Annotated in this window: 20 protein-coding genes and 2 pseudogenes; 14 read left to right on the forward strand and 8 right to left on the reverse strand. The window is 60.8% G+C overall.

The genetic code is table 11. From position 1 onward, the window contains the following. The 3 genes from QOC89_RS30480 to QOC89_RS30490 form a co-directional block, all read left to right on the forward strand. The coding region (locus tag QOC89_RS30480) for an aldehyde dehydrogenase family protein (protein ID WP_323048444.1) at positions 1-365 on the forward strand (365 nt) is incomplete at its 5' end. 65 nt (positions 366-430) lie between these two features. Continuing rightward, positions 431-1,315 (forward strand): 3-keto-5-aminohexanoate cleavage protein, encoded by an 885-nt coding sequence (locus QOC89_RS30485; protein ID WP_323048445.1) that lies wholly within the window; start codon positions 431-433, stop codon positions 1,313-1,315. A gap of 187 nt (positions 1,316-1,502) precedes the next feature. Further along, positions 1,503-1,934 carry a tautomerase family protein gene (locus QOC89_RS30490; RefSeq protein WP_323048446.1) on the forward strand — a complete coding sequence of 144 codons (432 nt, stop codon included), beginning with the start codon at positions 1,503-1,505 and terminating at the stop codon, positions 1,932-1,934. Positions 1,935-2,188: 254 nt separating this feature from the next. Here the strand turns inward: QOC89_RS30490 and QOC89_RS30495 are convergent, their stop codons facing one another. Continuing rightward, positions 2,189-3,520, reverse strand: coding sequence for a PLP-dependent aminotransferase family protein (locus QOC89_RS30495; RefSeq protein ID WP_323048447.1), 1,332 nt, complete (start codon positions 3,518-3,520; stop codon positions 2,189-2,191). A gap of 89 nt (positions 3,521-3,609) precedes the next feature. Here QOC89_RS30495 and QOC89_RS30500 point away from each other — a divergent pair, with 89 nt between their 5' ends. Beyond that, positions 3,610-4,206 carry a DJ-1/PfpI family protein gene (locus QOC89_RS30500; protein ID WP_323048448.1) on the forward strand — a complete coding sequence of 199 codons (597 nt, stop codon included), beginning with the start codon at positions 3,610-3,612 and terminating at the stop codon, positions 4,204-4,206. A 119-nt stretch (positions 4,207-4,325) separates the two neighbouring features. Here the strand turns inward: QOC89_RS30500 and QOC89_RS30505 are convergent, their stop codons facing one another. Next, entirely contained in the window at positions 4,326-5,279 is a 954-nt protein-coding gene (locus QOC89_RS30505) for a LysR family transcriptional regulator (RefSeq protein WP_323048449.1), read from the reverse strand. 171 nt (positions 5,280-5,450) lie between these two features. Between QOC89_RS30505 and QOC89_RS30510 the strand changes: the two genes are divergently transcribed. The 4 genes from QOC89_RS30510 to QOC89_RS30525 all read left to right on the forward strand — a co-directional run bounded on the left by QOC89_RS30510 (position 5,451) and on the right by QOC89_RS30525 (position 9,031). Beyond that, positions 5,451-6,269, forward strand: a complete 819-nt coding sequence (locus tag QOC89_RS30510) for an enoyl-CoA hydratase/isomerase family protein (RefSeq protein ID WP_323048450.1) — start codon at positions 5,451-5,453, stop codon at positions 6,267-6,269. Between the two features lie 67 nt (positions 6,270-6,336). Further along, positions 6,337-7,662 carry an epoxide hydrolase gene (locus QOC89_RS30515; RefSeq protein ID WP_323048451.1) on the forward strand — a complete coding sequence of 442 codons (1,326 nt, stop codon included), beginning with the start codon at positions 6,337-6,339 and terminating at the stop codon, positions 7,660-7,662. A 482-nt stretch (positions 7,663-8,144) separates the two neighbouring features. Further along, complete coding sequence (locus QOC89_RS30520; protein WP_323048452.1) at positions 8,145-8,597, forward strand: Hsp20/alpha crystallin family protein; 453 nt, start codon at positions 8,145-8,147, stop codon at positions 8,595-8,597. Positions 8,598-8,623: 26 nt separating this feature from the next. Beyond that, the gene (locus QOC89_RS30525) at positions 8,624-9,031 is read left to right on the forward strand and encodes an Hsp20/alpha crystallin family protein (protein WP_323048453.1); all 408 of its coding nucleotides are present in this window, start codon (positions 8,624-8,626) and stop codon (positions 9,029-9,031) included. 204 nt (positions 9,032-9,235) lie between these two features. Here QOC89_RS30525 and QOC89_RS30530 read toward each other — a convergent pair whose 3' ends face one another. From QOC89_RS30530 to QOC89_RS30540, 3 genes are all read right to left on the reverse strand, one after another. Next, on the reverse strand, positions 9,236-10,201 hold the full coding sequence (locus tag QOC89_RS30530) for a DUF72 domain-containing protein (protein WP_323048463.1): 966 nt from the start codon (positions 10,199-10,201) through the stop codon (positions 9,236-9,238). Between the two features lie 255 nt (positions 10,202-10,456). Beyond that, positions 10,457-10,741 (reverse strand): hypothetical protein, encoded by a 285-nt coding sequence (locus tag QOC89_RS30535; protein WP_323048454.1) that lies wholly within the window; start codon positions 10,739-10,741, stop codon positions 10,457-10,459. 157 nt (positions 10,742-10,898) lie between these two features. Then, the gene (locus QOC89_RS30540) at positions 10,899-11,690 is read right to left on the reverse strand and encodes a phytanoyl-CoA dioxygenase family protein (protein WP_323048455.1); all 792 of its coding nucleotides are present in this window, start codon (positions 11,688-11,690) and stop codon (positions 10,899-10,901) included. A gap of 181 nt (positions 11,691-11,871) precedes the next feature. Here QOC89_RS30540 and QOC89_RS30545 point away from each other — a divergent pair, with 181 nt between their 5' ends. From QOC89_RS30545 to QOC89_RS30555, 3 genes are all read left to right on the forward strand, one after another. Further along, positions 11,872-12,540: an HAD family hydrolase gene (locus QOC89_RS30545; RefSeq protein WP_323048456.1), complete on the forward strand. Its 669-nt coding sequence runs from the start codon at positions 11,872-11,874 to the stop codon at positions 12,538-12,540. A gap of 322 nt (positions 12,541-12,862) precedes the next feature. Then, complete coding sequence (locus QOC89_RS30550) at positions 12,863-13,915, forward strand: alpha/beta hydrolase (protein WP_323048457.1); 1,053 nt, start codon at positions 12,863-12,865, stop codon at positions 13,913-13,915. A gap of 83 nt (positions 13,916-13,998) precedes the next feature. After that, the gene (locus QOC89_RS30555; RefSeq protein ID WP_323048458.1) at positions 13,999-14,925 is read left to right on the forward strand and encodes an NAD(P)/FAD-dependent oxidoreductase; all 927 of its coding nucleotides are present in this window, start codon (positions 13,999-14,001) and stop codon (positions 14,923-14,925) included. A gap of 34 nt (positions 14,926-14,959) precedes the next feature. Here the strand turns inward: QOC89_RS30555 and QOC89_RS30560 are convergent. Both QOC89_RS30560 and treA read right to left on the reverse strand, forming a co-directional pair. After that, a pseudogene (locus tag QOC89_RS30560) lies at positions 14,960-15,313 on the reverse strand (IS6 family transposase); the annotation flags it as partial. 355 nt (positions 15,314-15,668) lie between these two features. Further along, positions 15,669-17,345, reverse strand: coding sequence for an alpha,alpha-trehalase TreA (treA, locus tag QOC89_RS30565; RefSeq protein ID WP_323048460.1), 1,677 nt, complete (start codon positions 17,343-17,345; stop codon positions 15,669-15,671). A gap of 209 nt (positions 17,346-17,554) precedes the next feature. Here treA and QOC89_RS30570 point away from each other — a divergent pair. Both QOC89_RS30570 and QOC89_RS31995 read left to right on the forward strand, forming a co-directional pair. After that, positions 17,555-17,910 (forward strand): annotated as a pseudogene (locus QOC89_RS30570) (DDE-type integrase/transposase/recombinase); the annotation flags it as partial. A gap of 72 nt (positions 17,911-17,982) precedes the next feature. Then, positions 17,983-18,270 (forward strand): hypothetical protein, encoded by a 288-nt coding sequence (locus QOC89_RS31995; RefSeq protein WP_416340513.1) that lies wholly within the window; start codon positions 17,983-17,985, stop codon positions 18,268-18,270. A 4-nt stretch (positions 18,271-18,274) separates the two neighbouring features. On the opposite strand, the gene QOC89_RS30580 is transcribed toward QOC89_RS31995, so the two are convergent. Beyond that, positions 18,275-18,979, reverse strand: a complete 705-nt coding sequence (locus tag QOC89_RS30580; protein WP_323048461.1) for a TMEM175 family protein — start codon at positions 18,977-18,979, stop codon at positions 18,275-18,277. An 882-nt stretch (positions 18,980-19,861) separates the two neighbouring features. Between QOC89_RS30580 and QOC89_RS30585 the strand changes: the two genes are divergently transcribed. Further along, entirely contained in the window at positions 19,862-21,010 is a 1,149-nt protein-coding gene (locus tag QOC89_RS30585) for a glutathione-independent formaldehyde dehydrogenase (RefSeq protein WP_323048462.1), read from the forward strand. Positions 21,011-21,231: the final 221 nt, after the last annotated feature.

Genomic DNA, 21,231 nt, shown 5'->3' on the forward strand with positions numbered 1-21,231 from the left:
CGCAAAATCCGGTCTTCGCCGAAGAACTGTTCGGCCCGGTCGCCGCTTTCCACGTCGTCGAGGACGAAGCCGCCGCGATTGCGCTCGCCAACGGCACGCCGTACGGTCTCGGTGCGTCGGTGTTCACCGCGGATACCGAACGCGGCGAGCGGGTCGCCGCGCAGATCGAGAGCGGCATGGTGTTCGTCAATCAGCCGTTCGCCACGGCGGCGGAACTGCCGTTCGGTGGCGTCAAGCGTTCAGGTTTTGGCCGGGAGCTTTCTCAGCTCGGCTTCGACGAGTTCGTCAACAAGAAGCTGATCAGGGTTGCCCCCGTCGGGGCGGCGCCATTCGGCCCCGCACGGCCGCTTGAACCGGGTGCCTGACGCTGCTCCCATGGCGAAGCGCGCGATTGTGGCGCCTCGTTCCTCTGTCCCTTTGACCGAACACTATGATGAACAAGACGATTATCAGTTGCGCGCTCACTGGAAGCGACGATACCCCGCGGCTCAACCCTGCAGTGCCCGTGACGCCCGAGCAAATCGCCAATGAGGCTATTGCTGCATGTGAAGCCGGTGCGAGCATCGCTCACATTCATGTTCGTGACCCCAAGACCGGGGTTCCGAGCACTGAACTGTCGCTCTACAGAGAAGTCGTTTCGCGTATCCGCGATAGCGGGTGCCCGATCTTGATCAATCTGACGACGGGCCCGGGTGCACGTTTCGTTCCCAGCGACGAAGACCCAAACCGGGGAAGTGAATTGAGTACGATGATGACGCCTGAGGCCCGCGTTCAGCATGTGCTCGAGTTGCGTCCGGAAATCTGCACTCTGGACGTAGCGACCATGAACTTCGGCAATCGCGCATTCGTCAACGTGCCGGACCATCTCGTCAAAATGGCAAGCTTAGTCGAGGAAGCGGGCGTGAAGGTGGAAATCGAGGTATTCGATCTTGGGCACGTGCGCCTCGCGCGCCATCTGATCGAAACGCAGGGGATTCTGCAGGCTCCGCTGTTCCAGCTGTGTCTTGGTGTGCCATGGGGAGCGGCCGCCGACACCGAGAGTCTTCTTCAGATGAAGCGCTATCTGCCCGGGAACGCCCGTTGGTCGGCGTTCGGTATCTCGCGCGCGCAATTTCCGATCGTGGCGCAAAGCGTGATTCTCGGCGGGCATGTCCGCGTCGGTCTCGAGGACAATCTCTATCTTGCCAAGGGGGAGCTGGCGCCAGGCAACGCAGCGCTGGTCAAACGTGCGGTCGGTATCATCAAAAACATCGGCGCAGACGTGGCAACGCCTGACGAAGCTCGCAGCATACTCGGCCTTCCCCGTCGCCAATAGAACGAGTTGAGAGCGGAATCGCCTTCCCTAAGAACGCTGCGTTGCAAAGAGCAATGGTTTTAACCGGTAGCCTGTCCCTGGGCTACCGATACCGCCGCCTCACTCATGTCGAGTTCATCCTTTCTCACCAGAGACTTAGATGTTCTGACATAAGAAACGCGGCATCTATTGATGCATGGAGACAAAAATGCCTTTGTGGAATATCTATCATCCGGTCGGCGCCTACACGGCAGATGAAAAGCACGAGATGGCCAAGCGAATCGTCGACATTTATATCATTCCTCGCTTCTATGTAGGCGTTCTGTTTCATGAACAGCCGAAAGACTCCTTCTTCATGGGAGGGGAGTCGCGAGACGACTTTGTCAGAATCAGATTAGACCATTTCGCCAGACACATTGCCAAGGATGTCGAATGGACGAAGTCCTGGCTCCGCAAGGCGAACGCCGCGATTGCGCCATTTGTCCAGGATCGAGGCTATCACTACGAGTTGCATGTCGGCGAAACGCCGCAAGAACTGTGGTTGATCGACGGCATTCGACCACCTCGGCCTGATACGGAAGCCGAGAAGAAATGGAAGCTTGAAAACCGGGCGTCGCCATATGAACCGAACGAAGGTTGAATGGGTCGGTTTCGTCTGAAGGCGCGTCGCCGGATGCACTGATTGCGACCATAACCAGACTTCCGGGTCTGGCTATGCATGAGTCCGCAGCCTGGGCATCGCGTCGCGCCCGCAGGCGCACAATTGACACGGTAACTCCAGGAGAGCTACATGAAGGCCTTGATCATCGAACACAACGGCGAGCCGTCGGAGGTAGTCCACTGGCGTGATTTGCCCGAGCCGACGCCCGGGCCGGCCGCTGGCGCGGCTGCCGGTCAATAGGTCCGTTCAGCGATAACTCGGGCCACCGTTTCCAGGGACCGCGTGAGCGTAGCGAGGTCGACGGACCCGATTGCCAACCGGATGGCGTGAGGCACATGAGCCGACGTCGAGAACGGCAGGGCTGTGGACACGGAAACCCGCTCGCGCATCAGCGCCATCGCAATCTCGTCCGCGCGAACCTCCTGCGCGAGAGGGAGCCACACGAAGTACGAAGAGGGATGGCTGACCCTCTTCAACTGGCCCAGAATGTCGGCGACAAGGCCCTGACGCATCGTGGCATCCCGTCGCTTCTCCTTCTCAAGCCGAGCCACTGTGCCGTCTTCCATCCAGCCGCAGCCAATGGCCGTCATGATCGCCGGGGTGTTCCAGGTTGTTGCCCGGATCGCCCGTTCGAGCTTGGGAATCCATTGGCCCGGTGCACAGACGAAACCGACGCGCAGCCCTGTCGCGACACTCTTCGACAAGCTCGATACATAGACCGTCGCCTCCGGCGCAAGCGATGCCAACGGAGGCGGGGCACCTTTAGCCAGGAATGCGTAGGCCCCGTCTTCGATGAGTATCAGTCCATGGTGCCGGGCGATCGCGACAAGCTCCCGACATCGCGTCGCGCTCATCACCCAGCCAAGCGGATTGTGCAGCGTCGGCATGACGTAGACGGCACGTACTCGTCGTTGCTTGCACAGCGCCGCCAATGCGTCCAGATCGGGGCCGCGCCCAGCGGCCGGGATCGGCGCGAGTTCCAGCCGATTGGCCTCCGCAGCGAGCTTGAATCCTGGGTATGTCAGCGCGTCCACTGCCACCACGTCGCCGGGCTCCAGTAACGCCATGGCGGCCGTCGTCAACCCGTGCTGCGCGCCGCTCACGAGCAATGTCGTTTCGGCTGTTGCTGGCAGCCCCCGACTGGCCAGGTGGCGCGCCGCCGTCGCGCGCTCGTGCTCGCGCCCGCCGTGGGGCTGATATCGAAGCAGAGACTCCAGGTCACCTGCAACAGCGAGTTGGCGCAGCGCCGCCCTGAGAAGGTCAGTCTGGCCGGGCGATGACGGATAGTTGAAGCTCAGGTCTACGGTGTCCGCGCTCCACGCATGCAGGTCGACGCCTTGACCTCGGGGAAGCGCCTCCTTGACGAATGTGCCACGGCCGGTTTCGCCGCTCACCAGTCCCATTGCGTCGAGTTCCGCATAGACACGCGTGGCGGTGACCAGCGCCAGGCCCTCGCGAGCAGCCAGGTCGCGGTGCGTTGGCAGACGCGTCCCGGGACGCAGACGACCTGCACGGATATCGGCGGCGAGGCGGTCGACCAGTTGCTTGTAGCGCGGCTGAGCCATATCCCAATGTATCCATGACAATTATTTGATTGTATTCATTATCGGCTCTACCATGGCTCAACACAATTCTCCACCCGCGCGAGGACGCCATGCACATCGCCATCCTGACCTTTGAGGGCTTTAACGAACTCGACTCGCTGATCGCGCTCAACATTCTCAACCGGGTCAAAAATCCCGCCTGGCGGGTTTCGATCGCCAGCCCGACAGCGAAGGTGCGCTCCATGAACGGCGTGGTACTGGAGGCGCAAGCGTCGCTGCAAGATGCATGCGAGGCCGACGCTGTGCTGGTCGGCAGCGGGAGAAAGACGCGGGACGTGGTCGCCGATGCCGCGTTGATGTCACAGCTCAGGCTCGACCCGACGCGCCAACTGCTCGGCGCGCAGTGCTCGGGCACGCTGATACTCGCGAAGTTAGGCTTGCTGGACGACGTTCCGGCCTGTACGGACGAGATCACCAAACCGTGGGTCGAAGAAGCCGGCGTGGCGGTGCTCAACCAACCGTTCGTGGCGAAGCAGAACGTGGCGACGGCAGGCGGGTGCCTGTCGTCGCAGTATCTGGCGGGCTGGTTCATCGCACGTCTGGAGGGTGTCGAGGCCGCACGCAGAGCGATCCAGCATGTCGCCCCAGTGGGAGAGAAGGAGACCTACGTGACGCGTGCAATAGCGAACATTTCGCCATTCCTCTAAGGAAATATGGCTGACCAGGAATCCTGGGCTTTGCCACTTTTTTCTAGGTGCCAAGCGTGGCGTTGGCGCGGTTGCACGGCCGATCGATCTCGTCCGCCTCATGTTCCTCTTTCAGTTTCTTAAGGCGTTGCCGCCCGCCTGCGGGGCGGGCATGGCGGCAGCGGATCCGCGGCACTCGCGAGGCCGAGCCTTTCCCTCAGTCTTGGAACGGCAAAGTCGATAAATGCCCGAAGCTTGAGCGGTATCTGCCCTTGGGCGGCGTACATGAGGTTGACAGGCGCCGGCGGGGGTTCGAAGGCTTCCAGAAGCTTCACGAGACTACCCGATTTCACGGGCTCTTCAATCTGGTACGACATGACGCGTGCAATGCCGGCCGCTTCCTGCGCGGCGACGACTGCAGCCTCCACCGAACTCACTACAAGCCGGGACGGCACCTCGATCTTCAGTGGGCGGCCTTCTGAGTGAAACTCCCAGTTGCTACCCACCGCATATCCTTCGTATGTCACGCACTCGTGCGACAGGAGGTCTTCGGGTTTCCGCGGTGTCCCATGCTTTTTCAGATATGCGGGGCTTGCGCACAGTACTTGTCGATGCAGCCCGACACGCGTTGTAATCAGGCTGCTGCTCGGTTGCTCCCCAAGCCGCAGCACCAGATCGACACGCTCATCCGGCAAACTGACGAGCCGGTCCGTCAATTGCACGCGCATGCGGATTTGCGGAAACGCACTCAGAAATTCGACTATCACTGGCAGGACGTGGATGCGCCCCAATACGGGCGGCATGCTGATGACCAGTTCTCCCTGCGGCGCATGATATTCGCCGGAAGTCGTGCGTTCGATCTCCGCGATTTCCTCCAGAACCCGCCGACATGACACCACGTAGCCGCGCCCGGCTTCCGTCAGTGTCAGCTTGCGGGTACCGCGCACGAGCAATCGCACATTCAGATGTGCCTCCAACTCGGATACGCGCCGGCTCACTGTTGCCAGAGGAACGCGAAGCTTTCGACTCGCGGCGGACAGGCTTCCGTTGTCTATCGCCGCCAACAAAATGCCCATCGCCTCAAGTCGATCCATGGCCTTCCACCAATGAAAGGGTAGTTCTCAATTCTACCGGCTACTCAAAGGACAGAGGAAGGCCTAGATTCATGTTCATCCTGCCGCGCCCGCACATCCAGTGCGCCAATGTCAGGCGCTCGGCCGTATGTTCCATAACCTGATACCAGCCTTGTCCATTGGGAGCCATCCGTGACGTTCGAAACGCTCGAAGTGAATCGCGACGGAGCAGTTCTGTTCGTGAAGATGTTCGCCCCACCCATGAACCTGCTCGGTCCCGAGCTTGTGCGCGACCTGGTCACGCTGATCCGGGACACTGAAGCCGACGACGGTACGAACGTACTCGTATTCAGCAGTGCAGACCCCGACTTTTTCATCTCGCACGTGGATGTGACGAAGGTGAAGGAGTATCGCGACGAAGCCGCAAAGCTGACCGGCGAGCCCTCGATCGGGCTGCTGTTCCGCCATCTGAGCGCCAGCCGACTTGTCTCGATCGCGCAGATCGAAGGGCGTGTGCGCGGCGCGGGCAGCGAATTCGTGCTGGCCTGCGATATGCGCTTTGCCGCGCGGGAATCGGCGCTGTTTAGTCAGATGGAACCCGCCTTCGGATTGATTCCTGGTGGCGGCGCGGCCCAGTTTCTCACCCGCCTGATGGGCCGCGGCCGTGCGCTTGAGGTGATGCTGAGTGCGTTGGACTACGACGCAGACATCGCGGAACGGTATGGATGGATCAACCGGGCGTTGCCCGCCGAGTCGCTCCGCGACTTCGTCGCATCGCTCGCGCGGCGCATCTCGCGTTTTCCGGCAACCGGACACGCGATGGTCAAGGAGCGCGTCAATGCGATCGCGCTGGCTCCCATCGACGAGTTTCGCCGCGATTCGAATCTGTTCGGGGAAAACGTGCGGTCGCTGCCAGCGCAACGCCGGATGGAAATCGCCATGGCGCGAGGGTTCCAGACGCGCGCTGCAGAACTGGACCTGGGCCAGCTACTTGGCGAGCTCGACGACTAATCATCAGGAATGGTCGCGTCTTTTCAATTTTCATCGTTAAGATTACTAAGTTAGTGTAGGAGTTTGCGTGTTAGATACTATTGATCCCCATGCGCCGTCGCGTCGTCGTTTTATTGGTGTGGCAACGGCGTCCCTTGCTGCGGTCTCACTGAGCCAGTACGCCTTTGCGCAACCGAGTCAATCCATTACTGAAGTTGCCCCAGCGGCGGGCGGCGACAAAACCTCGATCCGTCCACTTCGCGTGCATGTGCCGGACTCACAACTCGTCGATTTGCGCAGACGCATCAAGTCGACACGTTGGCCGGAACGCGAAACGGTCACGGATGCATCGCAAGGCGTGCAGCTTGCGACGATGCAAAGGCTCGCGCAGTATTGGTCGACAGATTACAACTGGCGCAAAGTCGAAGCGAGATTGAATGCGCTGCCGCAATTCGTCACCGAGATCGATGGGCTCGACATTCATTTCATCCACGTTCGTTCGAAACATCAGAATGCGTTACCGGTCATCGTCACGCACGGATGGCCTGGCTCGATCATCGAGCAGTTGAAGATCATCGATCCGCTGACCAATCCAACGGCCCATGGTGGAAATGCTTCGGACGCTTTCGACGTAGTGATCCCTTCGTTGCCGGGCTACGGCTTCTCAGGCAAGCCGACTGCGACGGGCTGGGATCCTGCACGTATCGCGCGCGCGTGGATCGTGTTGATGAAGCGCCTTGGATACACGCGCTACGTGGCGCAAGGAGGTGACTGGGGCAATGCGGTCACGGAACAGATGGCGCTCATCGCGCCGCCGGAACTGCTGGGCATTCATACCAACATGCCGGCCACCGTACCCGACGACATCGCCAATGCACTGAAGTACGGAAACCCGCCGCCGGCTGGCCTCTCGCCGGATGAGAAGCACGCGTTCGATCAGCTCGACTACTTCTACAAGCACGGTCTCGGCTATGCGCAAGAGATGGCGAACCGTCCGCAGACGCTGTATGGGATCGAAGATTCGCCTATCGGCCTCGCTGCATGGATGCTCGATCACGACGCCGCGAGTCAGGCGATGATTGCCCGCGTCTTTGACGGTCAGAGCGAAGGCGTGACGCGAGATGACGTGCTCGACAACGTCACGCTCTACTGGGTGACGAATACGGCCGTTTCGTCGGCGCGGCTGTATTGGGAGAACAAGCTAAACTTCTTCGCGCCGAAGCACGTCGCGATTCCCGTTGCCGTCAGCGTGTTTCCGGATGAAATCTACGCGGCGCCGCAGAGCTGGACGGAGAAGGCGTATCCGAAGCTGATTCACTATAACCGGCTTCCGAAGGGCGGCCACTTTGCGGCGTGGGAACAGCCGCAGGCGTTCACGGAACAAGTTCGCGTGAGTTTCCGGACGCTGCGCTGACCTCGAAGATGCGGACGCCGCCGCTGGCGGAGGGCGCGGACATGTACAAAGTGTTTCCCGACAAGGAAGACGGCTGCATCAAGGTGGTGTTGAAGCCGTAAGCTCGTATCGTGCAGCAATCCCGGCGCGCCGGCTCGCGGTTCCGGGATCGGCGGGCGGGTGCGAGGCGCAGCGGCGCACGTCGCAACTTTCAAAAGGCAGCGCTGCTTTTTATAAGGGGCGCGTCGCGCCACGTCGGGGTCCAAAGGCGGCCCTCCGCGGCTCCTGGCGGCAGTCTTTCGACTGTTTTTCCGGAGCCGATTTTTTTTTGCTCCGCAGCTCTTGAAAAATTCCGGTGAACGACTATTTTTGATCTCGCTCAGGCAGCCGCGCAGTCGTCATCGCGCGCTGCGTGTTTCGATTTGTTTGTCCCCGGTGGGGGCAGCCGGACTGGAGCGCGTAGGCCCGTTCCTGTCCTCGCCGCATTTTTCGAGGAAACGACCATGAGTGATCTCTACTTCACGACCGATCTGTTCAGCCAGTTCGATCGTCTGCATCAGCAGATGGCGACGCTGTTCAGCGGCCTTCCTTCCAGCATTCGCTCGGACCGTCTGTCGGCTTTTCCGCAGATCAACATCGGCACGACCGACGACACCATCGACATCGTCGCGTTCGCGCCGGGCATCGCTCCGAGCCAGATCGACGTGTCGATCGACAAGGGCATGCTGACGATCGCGGGCGAGCGCGCCGGCGTCACGAGCGGCGACGCGGGTGACGGTAATGAAAGGACCCGCCGGTACGCGCAGGAGCGTTTCAGCGGACCGTTCCGCCGGACCATCGAGCTTCCGCAGCATGCCGACCCCGACAAGGTGGAGGCCCGCTACGTCAACGGCTGTCTGCATATCAGCATCGGCAAGCGCGAGTCGTCGAGACCGCGCGCCATCAATGTCCAGTAACCGATACGTGCAACGAGGAGCTGATCATGAGTGACACTAACCAACTGGTCCGCCGCGACAACACGCCGGCAAGTCGTCCGGAAACGGGGGACGCACAACGCAAATTGACGCTAAGCCCACCGGTCGACGTGATCGAGGATGAACGCGGCGTAACGTTGTGGGCCGACCTTCCCGGCGTGGCGCGGGAGGATCTGGAAATCAGGGTGCACGACGGCAATCTACGGATCGAGGCGTCCGCCAGAATCCCCACGCGCGAAGGGCTGCGCCTTCAGCATGCGGAAGTTCGGGTGCCCGATTTTGCCCGTTCGTTCACGCTCGGGGCAGACTTCGACACTTCGAAAATCGAAGCAAAGCTCAATGATGGGGTGCTGACACTGCTCATTCCGCGGCGCGAAGAAGCACGGCCGCGGCGGGTCGAGATTCAGGCAGGCTAGGTCATCGAGCCGTTAGAACAGTGCGCGATAAAGGCGGGGCGCGATAAGTCGGTGTGCGCCGCCGCCATCGCTCTCCGGCGGCCTTTCCGGCTGCCGGTTCCGCCTCACCCGGGCTCGGATAATCGGTGCGCCGCCCGTGACCGCAATGGTCGCACGGGAAATGTAGCTGGCCTCGTCGGAGGCGAGCATCACACACATGGCGAACTACGACCGGCCGTGAGAATCGGGCTGCGGGGCGCCAGCCTTGCCGGCCGGCCCGGATGCTTGAGGTGACACTTCGCATCGTGTCATCAAACGCTGCGCGTCGAACGGGGCGTGGGCCTTGGTGTCGTTGTCGAAATAGCAGTACACATCGCGTTGCGAACGCGCTGGAGGCGCCAGATCGGGTGCGATCAAGCGCGCGTCGGCCGGCTGTGAGCCGTGTCGCCAGGCATCGATTCGCGCGGCCCAATCGTCGAGCGCCGCCTCGCCATATGCGCCGGAATATTTCGCTTCGCTGCCATGCAGCCGGATGTAGACGAAATCCGCCGTGAGGTCCTCCACCAACGGCCACGGTTCGGTCGAATCGGAGACCACCAGCGCGGTCTCATACTCTCTGAGCATGTTGACGAATGCCGCGTCCCTGAAACTGTCGTGCCTCACCTCGACGGCATGGCGCACTCGCGTCTTACGCTGCGGCGGGAGATGAGGTGTCCTGACCCGCTTGTCATGCTGTTTCGCCAGCGCGAGCGCGGCGCTCGTATCGCGTGGCAACAGCCGTAAGAAGCGTTCCATTGCTTCGGGTTCGAACCGGAACGTAGGCGGAAACTGCCACAAAATCGGGCCCAGCTTTTTCTTTAATGCCAGCAGGCCTTGCGCAAAGAAGTTGGCGATCGCCGCGTGTGCACTGTCATCGCGAAAGCGCAAAAGATGCGTTAGATAGCGTGCACCTTTTACGCTGAAAACAAAGTCGTCGGGCGTCTCGGCGTGCCACCGCTGCCAGCTATCGAGCGACTGGAGGCTGTAATGCGTGCCGTTGATTTCGATCGTGCGCAGCAGCGCGGAAGCGAATTGCAACTCGGCCGCCTGCTTCAGGCCGGGCGGATAAAAGTTGCCGCGCCATCCGGCATAGCGCCAACCTGAAATGCCGATGCGCAGGTCGCCGGGTTGCTGATCCCCGTGTCGCTTCATGGCCGGCCAAACGGATCGGGGCGGGGCGGCATGGGTCGCGTCCTCATGACGGGAAGGGATAAGACTTGCAGCAGCAGGCGTGCCAGCGCATCCCGTCGCGAGTCGTCTCGCTTTCGGCGACTCGAGCAGCGTGACAACGCCAGTTCGATTTCCTCGATACGCTGGTCCAGATCGATATCTTTTGCATGGCTCTTCCCCCATGTTCGGGTCGAAGCCGATCCGGCGGCTCCTGATTCTCTGCGGCCATTGCGATTCTTACTGCGCCGACGACGCACCGCTCCCTGTGGCACCGGGCGTGGTGGTTATGGCGGGTTCGCTCGTCGCGGGGGACGACGCGCCGGCACTCGCATCGCTCGCGCGCTTTGCCGCGTCGCTCGTACCGGGTGTCCCGCTCAGACCGGCCGAATTGCTCATGACGCCGCTGCTGCCTGAACTCATGGTGTCCTTGCTCGAGTTATCCACTTTCTTGCAGCCGGTCGCGACGGTGACGAGTCCGGACATGACAGCGATCAACAGCATTTTTCTGACGGTCGGGTTCATGACGGATCTCCAGAGGGTTTTGGGCAAATCGGCACCCGTACCCCGCAGCAGCAAGAAACGTGTCCGGCCGTTCGGCAATCCGGCTGCACGCAGAGACAGTCCTCGACCTGTAACGGCGTGCAAAGCCGGTTCACTCAACGGCGTGCGCGCCGGATAGTCAATAAGCAAATCGTTGATAGCTTTCGGGGCCCTGTGGACTCCCGGTTGCATCCACCCGCGGCATCGAGCGCAGCAGCCGCTTTGCGCGACGGCTAAGGCCCGCATCGACGTCAACCGGCACGTCGATATGCACTTCCGGGCGGAAGTACCAGCTGCGGCTGTAACCGATCACCACCATCGGACGGGGCTCGTCCGTCGTGTTGGGCGTGCCCCGATGCAGGGCGCGGACGTCCCGGATCATCACGTCGCCGAGCTCCATCGTGATCGCGTGCAGACTCGCGCGTTTCTCATTCCATGCCTTCATTGCGTCGTCCGGGCGCATGCGATGAGTGCCCAATGTGGTCTCGAACGGGCCGTTCTCCAGTGAGACGTCGCACAGGGGGAAATTTACAGCGAGTTGGAACGACGGCGTTTCGGGAAGATCATCGAAGAGCGGCGGGGTGTCGCGGTGGATCTCTTGAAACGTCGACCCATTCAGCGGCGTATCGCTCGCGAGTTGGCACATGACGGGATCCTCGCCGGCAACACGCTCCACGATGGCCAGAATGACAGGGTCGCAAAATATTTTCTCGTCGGCGAATACACCGCTGAACGGAAGGGTGATGTAGTGCCTGTCGGCGCCGCGTACGGCTGTGGTGCCAGAGGCGACCCGCTCACGTAGTAGGGGCTCAAATGCTTGCCGCCACGCGGACAAGGTCTCCTTGGGGAAATGCTGCCGGAGGATAACCAGGCCGTCACGCTCGAACGTCGCCACATGGTTGTCCAGCTGCTCAGATGAAATGCTGTCCAAAATCGTCTCCTTTTTTAGGGAATCTGCCGATGCAGCGTACCACGCAGCTTCCTGGTCAAGCTACGGGGTGTGCGATCGAGGATGGATGAAGGCAGGCAGCCTGGCGAACGGTCATTGGGTATGCGTCTTGCGCGCTGTCTCGTGCTAAAAACGCGCGCAGCGTTCACCGGGAGTAATCAGTATGACCAAGGCTGCGGTCTTCGATATGGATGGAACCCTGGTCGATTCCGTCGATTTGCATGCAAGCGCATGGCAGGAGGCGTTCGCCAGATTTGGACACGACGTCACGTTCGAGCAGGCGCGGAGCCAGATCGGCAAAGGTGGCGATCAGCTTCTACCCGTTTTCCTTTCCTCCGCCGAGCGCAAGGACCATGGCGACGCGCTGGAAGAGTGGCGTGGCGAGCGCTTCAAGACAAAGTACCTGCCGATGGTCAGACCGTTCTCCGCCGTACCGGATCTGCTACGTCGTGTACGGGACGCTGGTCTTAAAGTGGTGGTGGCTTCGTCAGCTAAAAAGGAAGATCTCGAGATTTACCTGGAGATTGCCGGAATCACGCAGCTGGTCGACCAATCCACGTCGTCCACCGACGTGGTCAAGTCGAAGCCCGCACCCGACATTTTCGAAGTGGCGCTGCAAAAACTGAAGATCGTCGCGGCCGATGCGGTGGCAATAGGCGATACGCCGTACGACGCGCAAGCGGCCGGGAAAGCCGGGATGCAAACCATCGGCCTGCTGTGCGGCGGCTTTACGGAGATCAGTCTGCGAGCTGGCGGCTGCGCGGCCGTCTACCCCGGACCCGGCGCGTTGCTGGCGTGCTTCGAGGCGTCGCCGCTAGGCACTGGGGTGTAGCCGGGCCGACGCTGCGACGCAAGGCGGCGCGGACCTTGCCGATCGTGCGCGGACGTTGCGAATCGGATTGAAGATCTGACCAGTATCCGTTGCATGACGCGCGCAGCAGTCGACAGTTGACCAGCAGCCGGCCGCCAAAGACTGCGACGCTACAAAGGACCAGTCGCGGCATGGACGTTGCGCGCTCAAAGAGAGTCGAGAATCCCACGTCGGCTCGCGAAGCAGCGCGAACCCTTTATCGAGCATCTACGCGCTACGGGAGGCGGTCAGTCTGCTTTACAAGCAGGTCGTCGTCCGCGCGCTGCCATTCCACGGAGTAGTTATGAGTCGCGCATTCAATAAATTTTCTATGTCCCCTAAAACCGTCGGAGTACTTGCAGCAACGGCAACTGCCGCCGCCAGTGCGCTGTGGGTTCAATATCGTGCCCGTAAAGCCGAGCGTGATAATCCGCCAATCGGCAGCGTCGTCGAGGTTGACGGCATACTGCTTCATTACGTCGACAAAGGTGAAGGGCCGGTAGTGGTGCTTTTGCATGGCAATGCGGTGCTACTTCAGGACTTCGTGGAGAGCGGGCTGATCGATCGGTTAGCCGGGCGGCACCGGGTGATCGCGTTCGATCGGCCGGGTTACGGTCACAGCGGGCGACCACGCGACCGTCTTTGGACCGCGCAAGCCCAGGCCGCCCTGATTCAGCAGGCGCTCACGCGGCTGGGCGTAGAACGGCCTGTCGTGCTCGGACACTCATGGGGCACGCTAGTTGCACTTGCCATGGCGGCCGACCGCGTCTCTGACATGCGCGGACTCGTGCTGGTCTCGGGCTACTACTATCCGACTGCGCGCGCCGACGTCGCGCTTGCTGCGCCCGCCGCGCTTCCCGTGCTGGGCGATTTGATGCGTTACACCGTTTCGCCGCTAACCGCTCGCCTCCTGCTGAAGCGCAGTGTGGCGGTAATGTTCGCGCCGGCCCCCGTGCCTGCCGACTTTTTCGATGTCCTGCCTCGCGAAATGCTGTTGCGTCCCGTGCAAATCAGGGCCGAAGCCGAGGACGCCGCGTTCATGATCCCGGCCGCGGGCCAACTCAATGCCCATTATTCCGAACTGAAGATGCCGGTTAGTATTTTTGCCGGCGCAAAGGACAAGGTCGTCGACCCAGAATCCAATTCGGTGAGGCTGCATGGCGAGGTGCCTCACAGTACGCTCGTCGTTGCGCCCGAGGCGGGGCATATGGTGCACTACGCTCTAGTCGGGGAAATCGCGAAGGCAATTGATCTGATGACCGCCGGCCACAACAGGCAGCCCGATGCTGGTGATGCCACCATCACCGACACGTTGTCTGAAACTGAAATGACGGGCGAGGCGCCGGAGATGACGTGACGTGCAATTGACGCGGGCTGTCTGCAGCATGCGTTGGTTGAAGAGGGCCGTCGTATTCAATATTCGCGAGTTGGATGTTTTCCATGAATCGTTCGATCGACTGTGTAATCGTAGGCGGAGGACCGGCCGGCTTGACCGCCGCGCTGTATCTCGCGCGCTATCGCCGGACGACAATAGTGTTTGACTCCGGCGAAAGTCGCGCGCGGCTTATCCCCGTTGCGCGAAACGTGCCGGGCTTCCCGGGGGGAATCAGCGGTGCGGCGTGGCTGGCGAACCTGCGCGAGCAACTCGCGCCGTACGACGTGGCGCCCCATCAGGCCCGCGTAGAGGGTATCGAGGTGGTAAGCGATGGCTTCAGGATCGACTATCGTCCAATGCCAGGTGGTGACGCGGAAACCGCGCGCTCGGTGAACGCAAGGCGTGTGCTGCTCGCCGTGGGCGTACGTGACGGACTACCGTCGGTGCCCAACGCAGATGAGCTGACGCGCTCCGGCCTGTTCCGTTTCTGTCCGATATGCGACGGTTACGAGACCGACGGTAAGCGTATTGCGATGTTAGGACAGGCGAAGTGCGCGCTATCGCATGCCATCTTCATGCGGACGTTTTCACGCGACGTGTCCGTGGTCGCATCCGACCTCGACGCGTTATCGGGCGCAGAGGTGGATTCGGCTACCGCCAGCGGTGTCAGGTTGATCGCGTTATCGAGGCTCGAAGCGCCTCAAGACGAAGACCTGGCGGTGCAGATCATCAGCTCGGGCGGAGTGATTCACCGTTTTGATTCAGTTTATCCCGTCATGGGTTGCCATCCTCGCACCGACGTCTTGGGGCTTGAAGTGGAGCGCGACGAGGACGGAATGGTTAAAACGGACAAACATCAGCGTACTAGTATTGAGCATCTCTACGCGGCCGGCGACATTGTCAATACCCTCAATCAGATCAGCGTTGCCGCGGGCGAGGCGGCCATTGCCGCGACCACCATTCATAAGAGCCTTCCGCACAACGCCCGTTAGAGCGTTTGCAACAATCCCGGTCGAGCATGCGATGACGCCGAACCCCATGGCGTCGGCGCTGTACGTCCACTGTCTGGCCGACCCGATCTACCGCCCGATAGAGATAGACCCACTTGCCACGAATCTTCAGATAGGTCTCGTCAACACGCCATGACCGGCCAATGGGTATGCCAAACCGGTTCCAGCACTTGACGAACGCCGGCGTAAAGCGCTTTACCCAACGCATGATCGTGGTGTGCGCCAGCGACAATCCCCGCTCGGCCATCATCTCGACCCGATCGCGCAAGCTGAGCTTGTAGCGAAGATACCAACGCACACACAGAACAATGATCTCCCGATCAAAAAGCCGGCCATCGAACAACCCTCCCAGACCCTTGCCCTTGCTCATCGCCGCTCACCAGATTGATTGGATCGCTACTTTAACCGGCCCAATGAGTCTATTTGCACCAGAGCCCGACAATGCGCGGGACTGCGGTTCCAATCCTTTGAGCCTCATGTGCTTAGCATTCGGCGGTGTCGCGAATGTCTGGTTTGGGCCGTCTCGGCGACATACGATGGAGAGGCATGTTCGACCATTACGGGGCGACATGCGACGTCGCCTGCGCCGGATCAGGGCAATCAAGCGTCTTGTACGCCTTTCAGCAAGCCTTTGCCCCGCGTTGTGCAAACCGTACCCTTCTGTTTCAGGAACGACGGCGCACACCTCAGCTGCTAACCGTGCGCGCCCCTTCTTGTACCGGACACTACTCGCCCGGGCTATACAGATCGAGCAGCTTGAGCGTCACGCCGTTGGTCCACCCGAAGCCGTCCTGCAACGGATATTCGCCTCCGCCTCCGCCGCCGGTTCCCGCGCCTTCTACCACGTACTTCTCGACCAGCTTCTTATCGGACGCATAGACGCCCTTTACGTCCGTCAGAAACCGCGTGCCGACCTGCTGCGCGAGCCTATCCTGCCCGTAACGCGTCAGACCTTCGATCGCGATCCAGTGCAGCGGCGCCCAGCCATTCGGCGCGTCCCATTGCTGTGTCGTGTTGTACGTGGTCGTCACGAGCCCTCCCGGCTGCAGAAGCGTCGATTGCACCTGGCGAGCCGTCTTCTGCGCGCGTTCCGGCCATGCTGCACCTACGAACAGCGGATACAGCATCGCCGCCGTCTTGTTGTCCCGCGGCTTCCCGAGCTTCCAGTCATAGTCCCCGTAATAGCCGTTAGCATTCCACAGGTACCGGTTGATGCCCACCGCACGTTTGACCGCGCGCTCGGCGAACTCGCCCACACAACGGAAATCGCGGGTCTCGCCACAGCCTTGCGCAATGGTCGTTTCCAGGTGGAACAGGAGGCTGTTCAGATCGACGGGGATGATCGACGTGGTACGGACCGTCGCGAGCGTCATGTTGTCGCCGAACCAGCGTGAACTGAAATCCCAACCGCTTTCGGCTGTCGCGCGCAGCTCACGATAAACCTCGCCAGGAGTTCGGCCTGTGGCCTGCTGCGCAGTCTGCACGTCCTCCAGGTACGACTCGTCACGCGGTGTATCGAGCTCATCCCAATAGCGGTTGAGCACCGTATGGTCCGGCATCACCACGACGTTGCGAGTCGCGTCGCCCGGGCGGGTCGAGTCCGCTCCCTGCATCCAGTACGCGTACTCCTTGCGCAGGGCCGGCAGATATTTCTGATACACCTTGCCGCCTTCGACCTTCGCCGCGAGCGTCACCATGTACGAGAAAAACGGCGGCTGCGAACGGTCCAGGTAATACGTACGATTGCCGTTCGGAATGTGGCCGAAGGTATCGATCTCGTACGCAAAGTTGTCGAGCATATCGTCGACGAGATCCTCTCGGCCGGATTCCTGGAGCCCCAGCATCGTGAAATAGGTGTCCCAGTAGTAGCCCTCGCGGAAGCGTCCGCCTGGCACGACATAGGGTTTCGGCAATGGAATCAGCGAACTGTTCGCCGGCGCGCTTGCCGTGGTCCGGGTGAGCGCGGGCCACAGCCAGTTGATATGCTCGCGCAGCGTCTGATTCGGGGGCGGTGTGATAACCGGCTCGCTGGGCGGTGTGAAGTACTGGTTGACAAAGCTTGCCAGCGAAAAACCGGGGTTGTTCTTTTGCTGTTCATACAGCTGGACGATCGCGGCAGGGTCCGCGTTCGGCGTTGCATCGACGAAGGTCTTCTGATCCGGATAGATCTGTCCGGTCTGGACCGCTATGAACAGATCGCCGTACAGCTTGTCCGGAGGTGGTGGAAGCGTGCCACCGACCTGGGTGTCTGCGAAGCAGACGCTAGAAAGACAGGTGAGGACAACGAATCCCGAAACGGCCGCCGCCCGCTTCGCGTTTCGTTGTCGGGACGTGCCGGCTGCAGGGCGTGATGAAGTCAGGGCGATGGCAATGCTGCAGCGAACTTTCGACGTAACAATCATGGCTCCTCCGAAGGAATGGCCAACAGGATCGGTCTCCGGCGCACGCCCTCGTTTTTCTAACGATGTTGGGCGAGAGCAGCATGGCATAGAATCGGGCACGGTTCAAATCCTCGCGTGGACGCGATGAAGCAGGCGGCCTGGCACCGCGCTCGTGACGGCACGGTCACGTTGCTGGGCGGTTGCCGAAAATGCAGCGACAGTACGTTGCGGTGCTCGACGTACTGGTGCAGAGCCGCCGCGACAGGCACGCCGCCAGGCGGCTCATGCGCAAGCTGCTCAAGAAGTATGGTCGCGCTCCCCGTGTGTGTTGATCACCGACACGCTCAAGAGTTACGCCGCGGCAAGGGACCTTGGACTGAACGTGGAACACCGGCAGCACAAACGACTGAAAAACCGGGCGGAGAACTCGCACCAGCGAACGCGGGTGCGCGAGAAAGTGCTGCGCCGCTTTAAATCAGCGCGCCACCTGCAGCGATTCACGTCGGTCCACGATCAGGTTGCAAACCTGTTCATGCACACCGCTACAACGCGAACGCACAAGACAAGCGGCAGGCGCGCACGCAGGCTTCTGAAGCGCGGGAAACCGCGACCGGCAACTCAATGCTGGATCGCCTTGCCGCATAAATGAGGAATACGGATGTTCGGCGTCTTCACTCGCTCGACCATCGACAATGTGACAGTACCCGGGAAACGACTCGCGGATGCGGCAACGAACATGAACGGGGCAGGTAGCCAACGACTTGCGGCGGTGCGTGCCATCGAATCGGCTCAACTGCAGCGACAGCGGCTGATGATCGGAGGCGCGACTGGCCTGGTCCACTTCGCAGCTCACCGTGCGTGCCTTCAGGTCCTCCGTGATAAAAGCAAAGTCGCTCCGCGCTTCCCGTCGATAAACGTGATTGCCTCCGATTTCGTCGCCCGTTAAATAGCTACGTGTCCAATTTCTCAGCCTCGCTCGGCTCCTCGCTGGGCTTGTAGCGCGGCGTGGGCTGTGGCAGCAGAAAGAACGCGACGCACAGCAATGCAATGCCCACTCCGATGCGCCAAGCCGCGATCACGACGGGAACTGCAGCGATCTGGACCAGCGTCGCAACGCCGTAGCGGCGCGTCATCTGCTGGAGGAAATCGGGCGCGAGCCTTTCGTCCATCAGCCGGCGCCCAGGCATTGCATAGAACCACTTCGCCATCCAGGTGCAGGCGGTCAGGGCAAGACCGGCAACCAGGGTCAGTGACGCGACGGGCTCGAAGCCCGTGCCGAGGTGAAAGCACCAGACGCGGATTGGATAAGGAATGACGACGATCGCCAGCAGGAACACGAGGTTGATCACGCCGAACCAGTGATCACTCTTAGCATAAATGCGACCCGAATAATGGTGTTGCAGCCAGTACGCCCCGATCACGACGTAGCAGAGAACGAGCGCGAGAAATTCGCGCCACTGCTCCGCCATGGCGCTTGCAAGGTCGCTGTAGCCATGCGTGCCCTCGGGAGATCCGGGGACCTTGATCTCGACGATCAGCAGGGTCAGCGCGATTGCGAAAACCGCGTCGCTGAATCCCTCGAAGCGGTCAAGTCCGCGCTCGGCACCATGCGTTTCCGCGTCGGTAGGTTGGTTACGCCTATTACGTAGCATCATGTGAGTCCTTTCGCGCACGCCGGAGCCGCTTCTCCCGGCACAGCACGCACAATCTTTCTTAGACGATCCAAATTACATCCTGCCATTGGAATGTTGCGAAAGAAGCATCGAATTGTCCGGGACCAAGTATGACCGCTTTTGGCCGCCTGCTGCTGCCCGACCTAGCTGGGTCGGCACGAGTGACTTACGCTGATACGTCGAAACGCGACCTGTGCAGGCAGCCCCCGGCGTTTGCCGTGCTTGTTTTCGGCATGCTGTGCCTCTCTCGGATTCTGGCACGGCGCTCGGATTAGCCAGAATGTTCAGCCGACCTTAACATGGTCAACTTTTTTTCGACTAGCGCGTGCCTCAACGGCAGCTACGCCTGTTCGCAAGTGGGGGCTCTTGACCTGCCAGCGATCTGCAGAACGCGACCCACTTCAGCGGTTCGAGGTATCGCATGCGGGATGGCCGGTTGCAAGCTTAAGTGTCATCCGTCACGTCATATCGACCGGCGTGAGCTCGGCATAAATACTGCTTTGATTGATACCAGCCAGTTCGAGATTTCTGATCGGCTCACGTTGATGGGGCTATCTTCTTTTTCGAGAGGCCATCGTGGCCAACGCGACGTGAATCGAAACGGATGTGGGCACACATTGCTTCGCAAACTCCCGGTCCTAGGTAATCTTCCTTCCTTTGCATCAAATTGCCGGTCACCGGGCTGGCTGAATTCGAATCAGTCTTCGACTGTTAAGTATTTGTCCTATGCTTTCCAAGATGTGTCGGGCTTAATGGGCGACTCGCGCCTCTCTGCGCGGATTTGCCGGCGCATCGTCGGCGGCCCACCGCTGCCTCGTTTCCTGCGGGGCGGGCGTTCGCCGGCGGATCTCCAGGAGCCAGACCATGAAAGCTGTTGTCTATCGCGGTCCTCACCAGGTAGCAGTCGAAGACGTGCCGGATCCCAAGATCGAGCGTCCGACCGATGCCATTGTCAAGATCACCAGCACGAACATCTGTGGATCGGACCTTCACATGTACGAAGGCCGGACCGATTTCGAACAAGGCCGCATTTTCGGTCACGAGAACCTGGGTGTAGTGCTGGAAGTAGGACCGGCGGTTGAGCGGATCAAGCCCGGAGACTGGGTCTGCCTTCCGTTCAATATCAGTTGCGGCCACTGCAGGAACTGCGAGCGCGGACTTACCGCGTTTTGTCTGAGCGCGAACCAGCCCGGCATTGCCGGCGGTGCGTTCGGGTTTGCGGACATGGGGCCATGGCAGGGGGGACAGGCCGAATATCTGCGGGTGCCTTGGGCGGACTTCATGGCTTTGAAGCTGCCGCCGGACGCGGAGCAGAAGCAGGTTGACTATGTGATGTGTGCGGACATCTTCCCGACCGGTTGGCACGCAACCGAACTGGCCGGTATGCGGCCCGGCGACGCTGTGGTCATCTACGGGTCGGGACCCGTTGGTTTGATGGCCGCGCATTCCGCCATGATCAAGGGGGCGCGCAGCGTGATGGTGGTTGACTGCCATCCAGACCGGCTGAAACTTGCGGAGTCGATCGGCGCCATTGCGATCGATTACTCGAAGGATGACCCCGTGCAGCGAGTCATGGACCTGACGCACGGAATTGGCGCGGACGTGGGCTGCGAATGTGTCGGCTATCAGTGCCACGATCCGGCTCCGCAACGCCATGAACATCCCAACCTGACGATGAACAATCTGGTGTCGTCGGTCAAGTTCACCGGCGGGATCGGAGTGGTCGGCGTGTTCGTTCCCGAGGATCCAAATGCACAGGACGAACTGGCGAAGAAGGGAAAGATTGCATTCGATTGGGGTAAGTGCTGGTTCAAAGGCCAGCGCATTGCCACTGGCCAATGCAACGTCAAGGCGTACAACCGGCAGTTGCGCGACCTGATTGACGCCGGCCGCGCGAAACCATCGTTCATCGTTTCGCATGAGCTGAAACTCGACGACGCGCCTAACGCCTATCAACACTTCGACGTGCGTGAGCACGGCTGGACCAAGGTGGTCTTGCACCCCGGAGCCTAGCGAAGCGACGCGGCGATCGTGCGGAACCAATCACTCATGGAGGCCCCATGGGAACCGAACGAGCCAGCCGCATTCAGGCGATGCGGCCCACGGTGCAGTTCCGCGACTCGTGGGCACGCGTGGGCTGAGCGCGAGTGCCACGAACATATCTCGGAGATCTTGCTGCAAGGACCGGTCTGGTAGCGCGGCAGTAACCAAGCGAGGGTTAATGATGACGTGCG

It is taken from the genome of Paraburkholderia sp. (genome assembly GCF_034668105.1).
Classification (GTDB): Bacteria; Pseudomonadota; Gammaproteobacteria; order Burkholderiales; family Burkholderiaceae; genus Paraburkholderia.

Coding starts and splice junctions, on each gene's coding strand:
- QOC89_RS30485 (WP_323048445.1), top strand. CDS start 431: ATGATGAACAAGACGATTATCAGTTGCGCGCTCACTGGAAGCGACGAT.
- QOC89_RS30490 (WP_323048446.1), top strand. CDS start 1,503: ATGCCTTTGTGGAATATCTATCATCCGGTCGGCGCCTACACGGCAGAT.
- QOC89_RS30495 (WP_323048447.1), bottom strand. CDS start 3,520: ATGGCTCAGCCGCGCTACAAGCAACTGGTCGACCGCCTCGCCGCCGAT.
- QOC89_RS30500 (WP_323048448.1), top strand. CDS start 3,610: ATGCACATCGCCATCCTGACCTTTGAGGGCTTTAACGAACTCGACTCG.
- QOC89_RS30505 (WP_323048449.1), bottom strand. CDS start 5,279: ATGGATCGACTTGAGGCGATGGGCATTTTGTTGGCGGCGATAGACAAC.
- QOC89_RS30520 (WP_323048452.1), top strand. CDS start 8,145: ATGAGTGATCTCTACTTCACGACCGATCTGTTCAGCCAGTTCGATCGT.
- QOC89_RS30525 (WP_323048453.1), top strand. CDS start 8,624: ATGAGTGACACTAACCAACTGGTCCGCCGCGACAACACGCCGGCAAGT.
- QOC89_RS30530 (WP_323048463.1), bottom strand. CDS start 10,201: ATGAAGCGACACGGGGATCAGCAACCCGGCGACCTGCGCATCGGCATT.
- QOC89_RS30535 (WP_323048454.1), bottom strand. CDS start 10,741: ATGAACCCGACCGTCAGAAAAATGCTGTTGATCGCTGTCATGTCCGGA.
- QOC89_RS30545 (WP_323048456.1), top strand. CDS start 11,872: ATGACCAAGGCTGCGGTCTTCGATATGGATGGAACCCTGGTCGATTCC.
- QOC89_RS30550 (WP_323048457.1), top strand. CDS start 12,863: ATGAGTCGCGCATTCAATAAATTTTCTATGTCCCCTAAAACCGTCGGA.
- QOC89_RS30555 (WP_323048458.1), top strand. CDS start 13,999: ATGAATCGTTCGATCGACTGTGTAATCGTAGGCGGAGGACCGGCCGGC.
- treA (WP_323048460.1), bottom strand. CDS start 17,345: ATGATTGTTACGTCGAAAGTTCGCTGCAGCATTGCCATCGCCCTGACT.
- QOC89_RS31995 (WP_416340513.1), top strand. CDS start 17,983: ATGTTCGGCGTCTTCACTCGCTCGACCATCGACAATGTGACAGTACCC.
- QOC89_RS30580 (WP_323048461.1), bottom strand. CDS start 18,979: ATGATGCTACGTAATAGGCGTAACCAACCTACCGACGCGGAAACGCAT.
- QOC89_RS30585 (WP_323048462.1), top strand. CDS start 19,862: ATGAAAGCTGTTGTCTATCGCGGTCCTCACCAGGTAGCAGTCGAAGAC.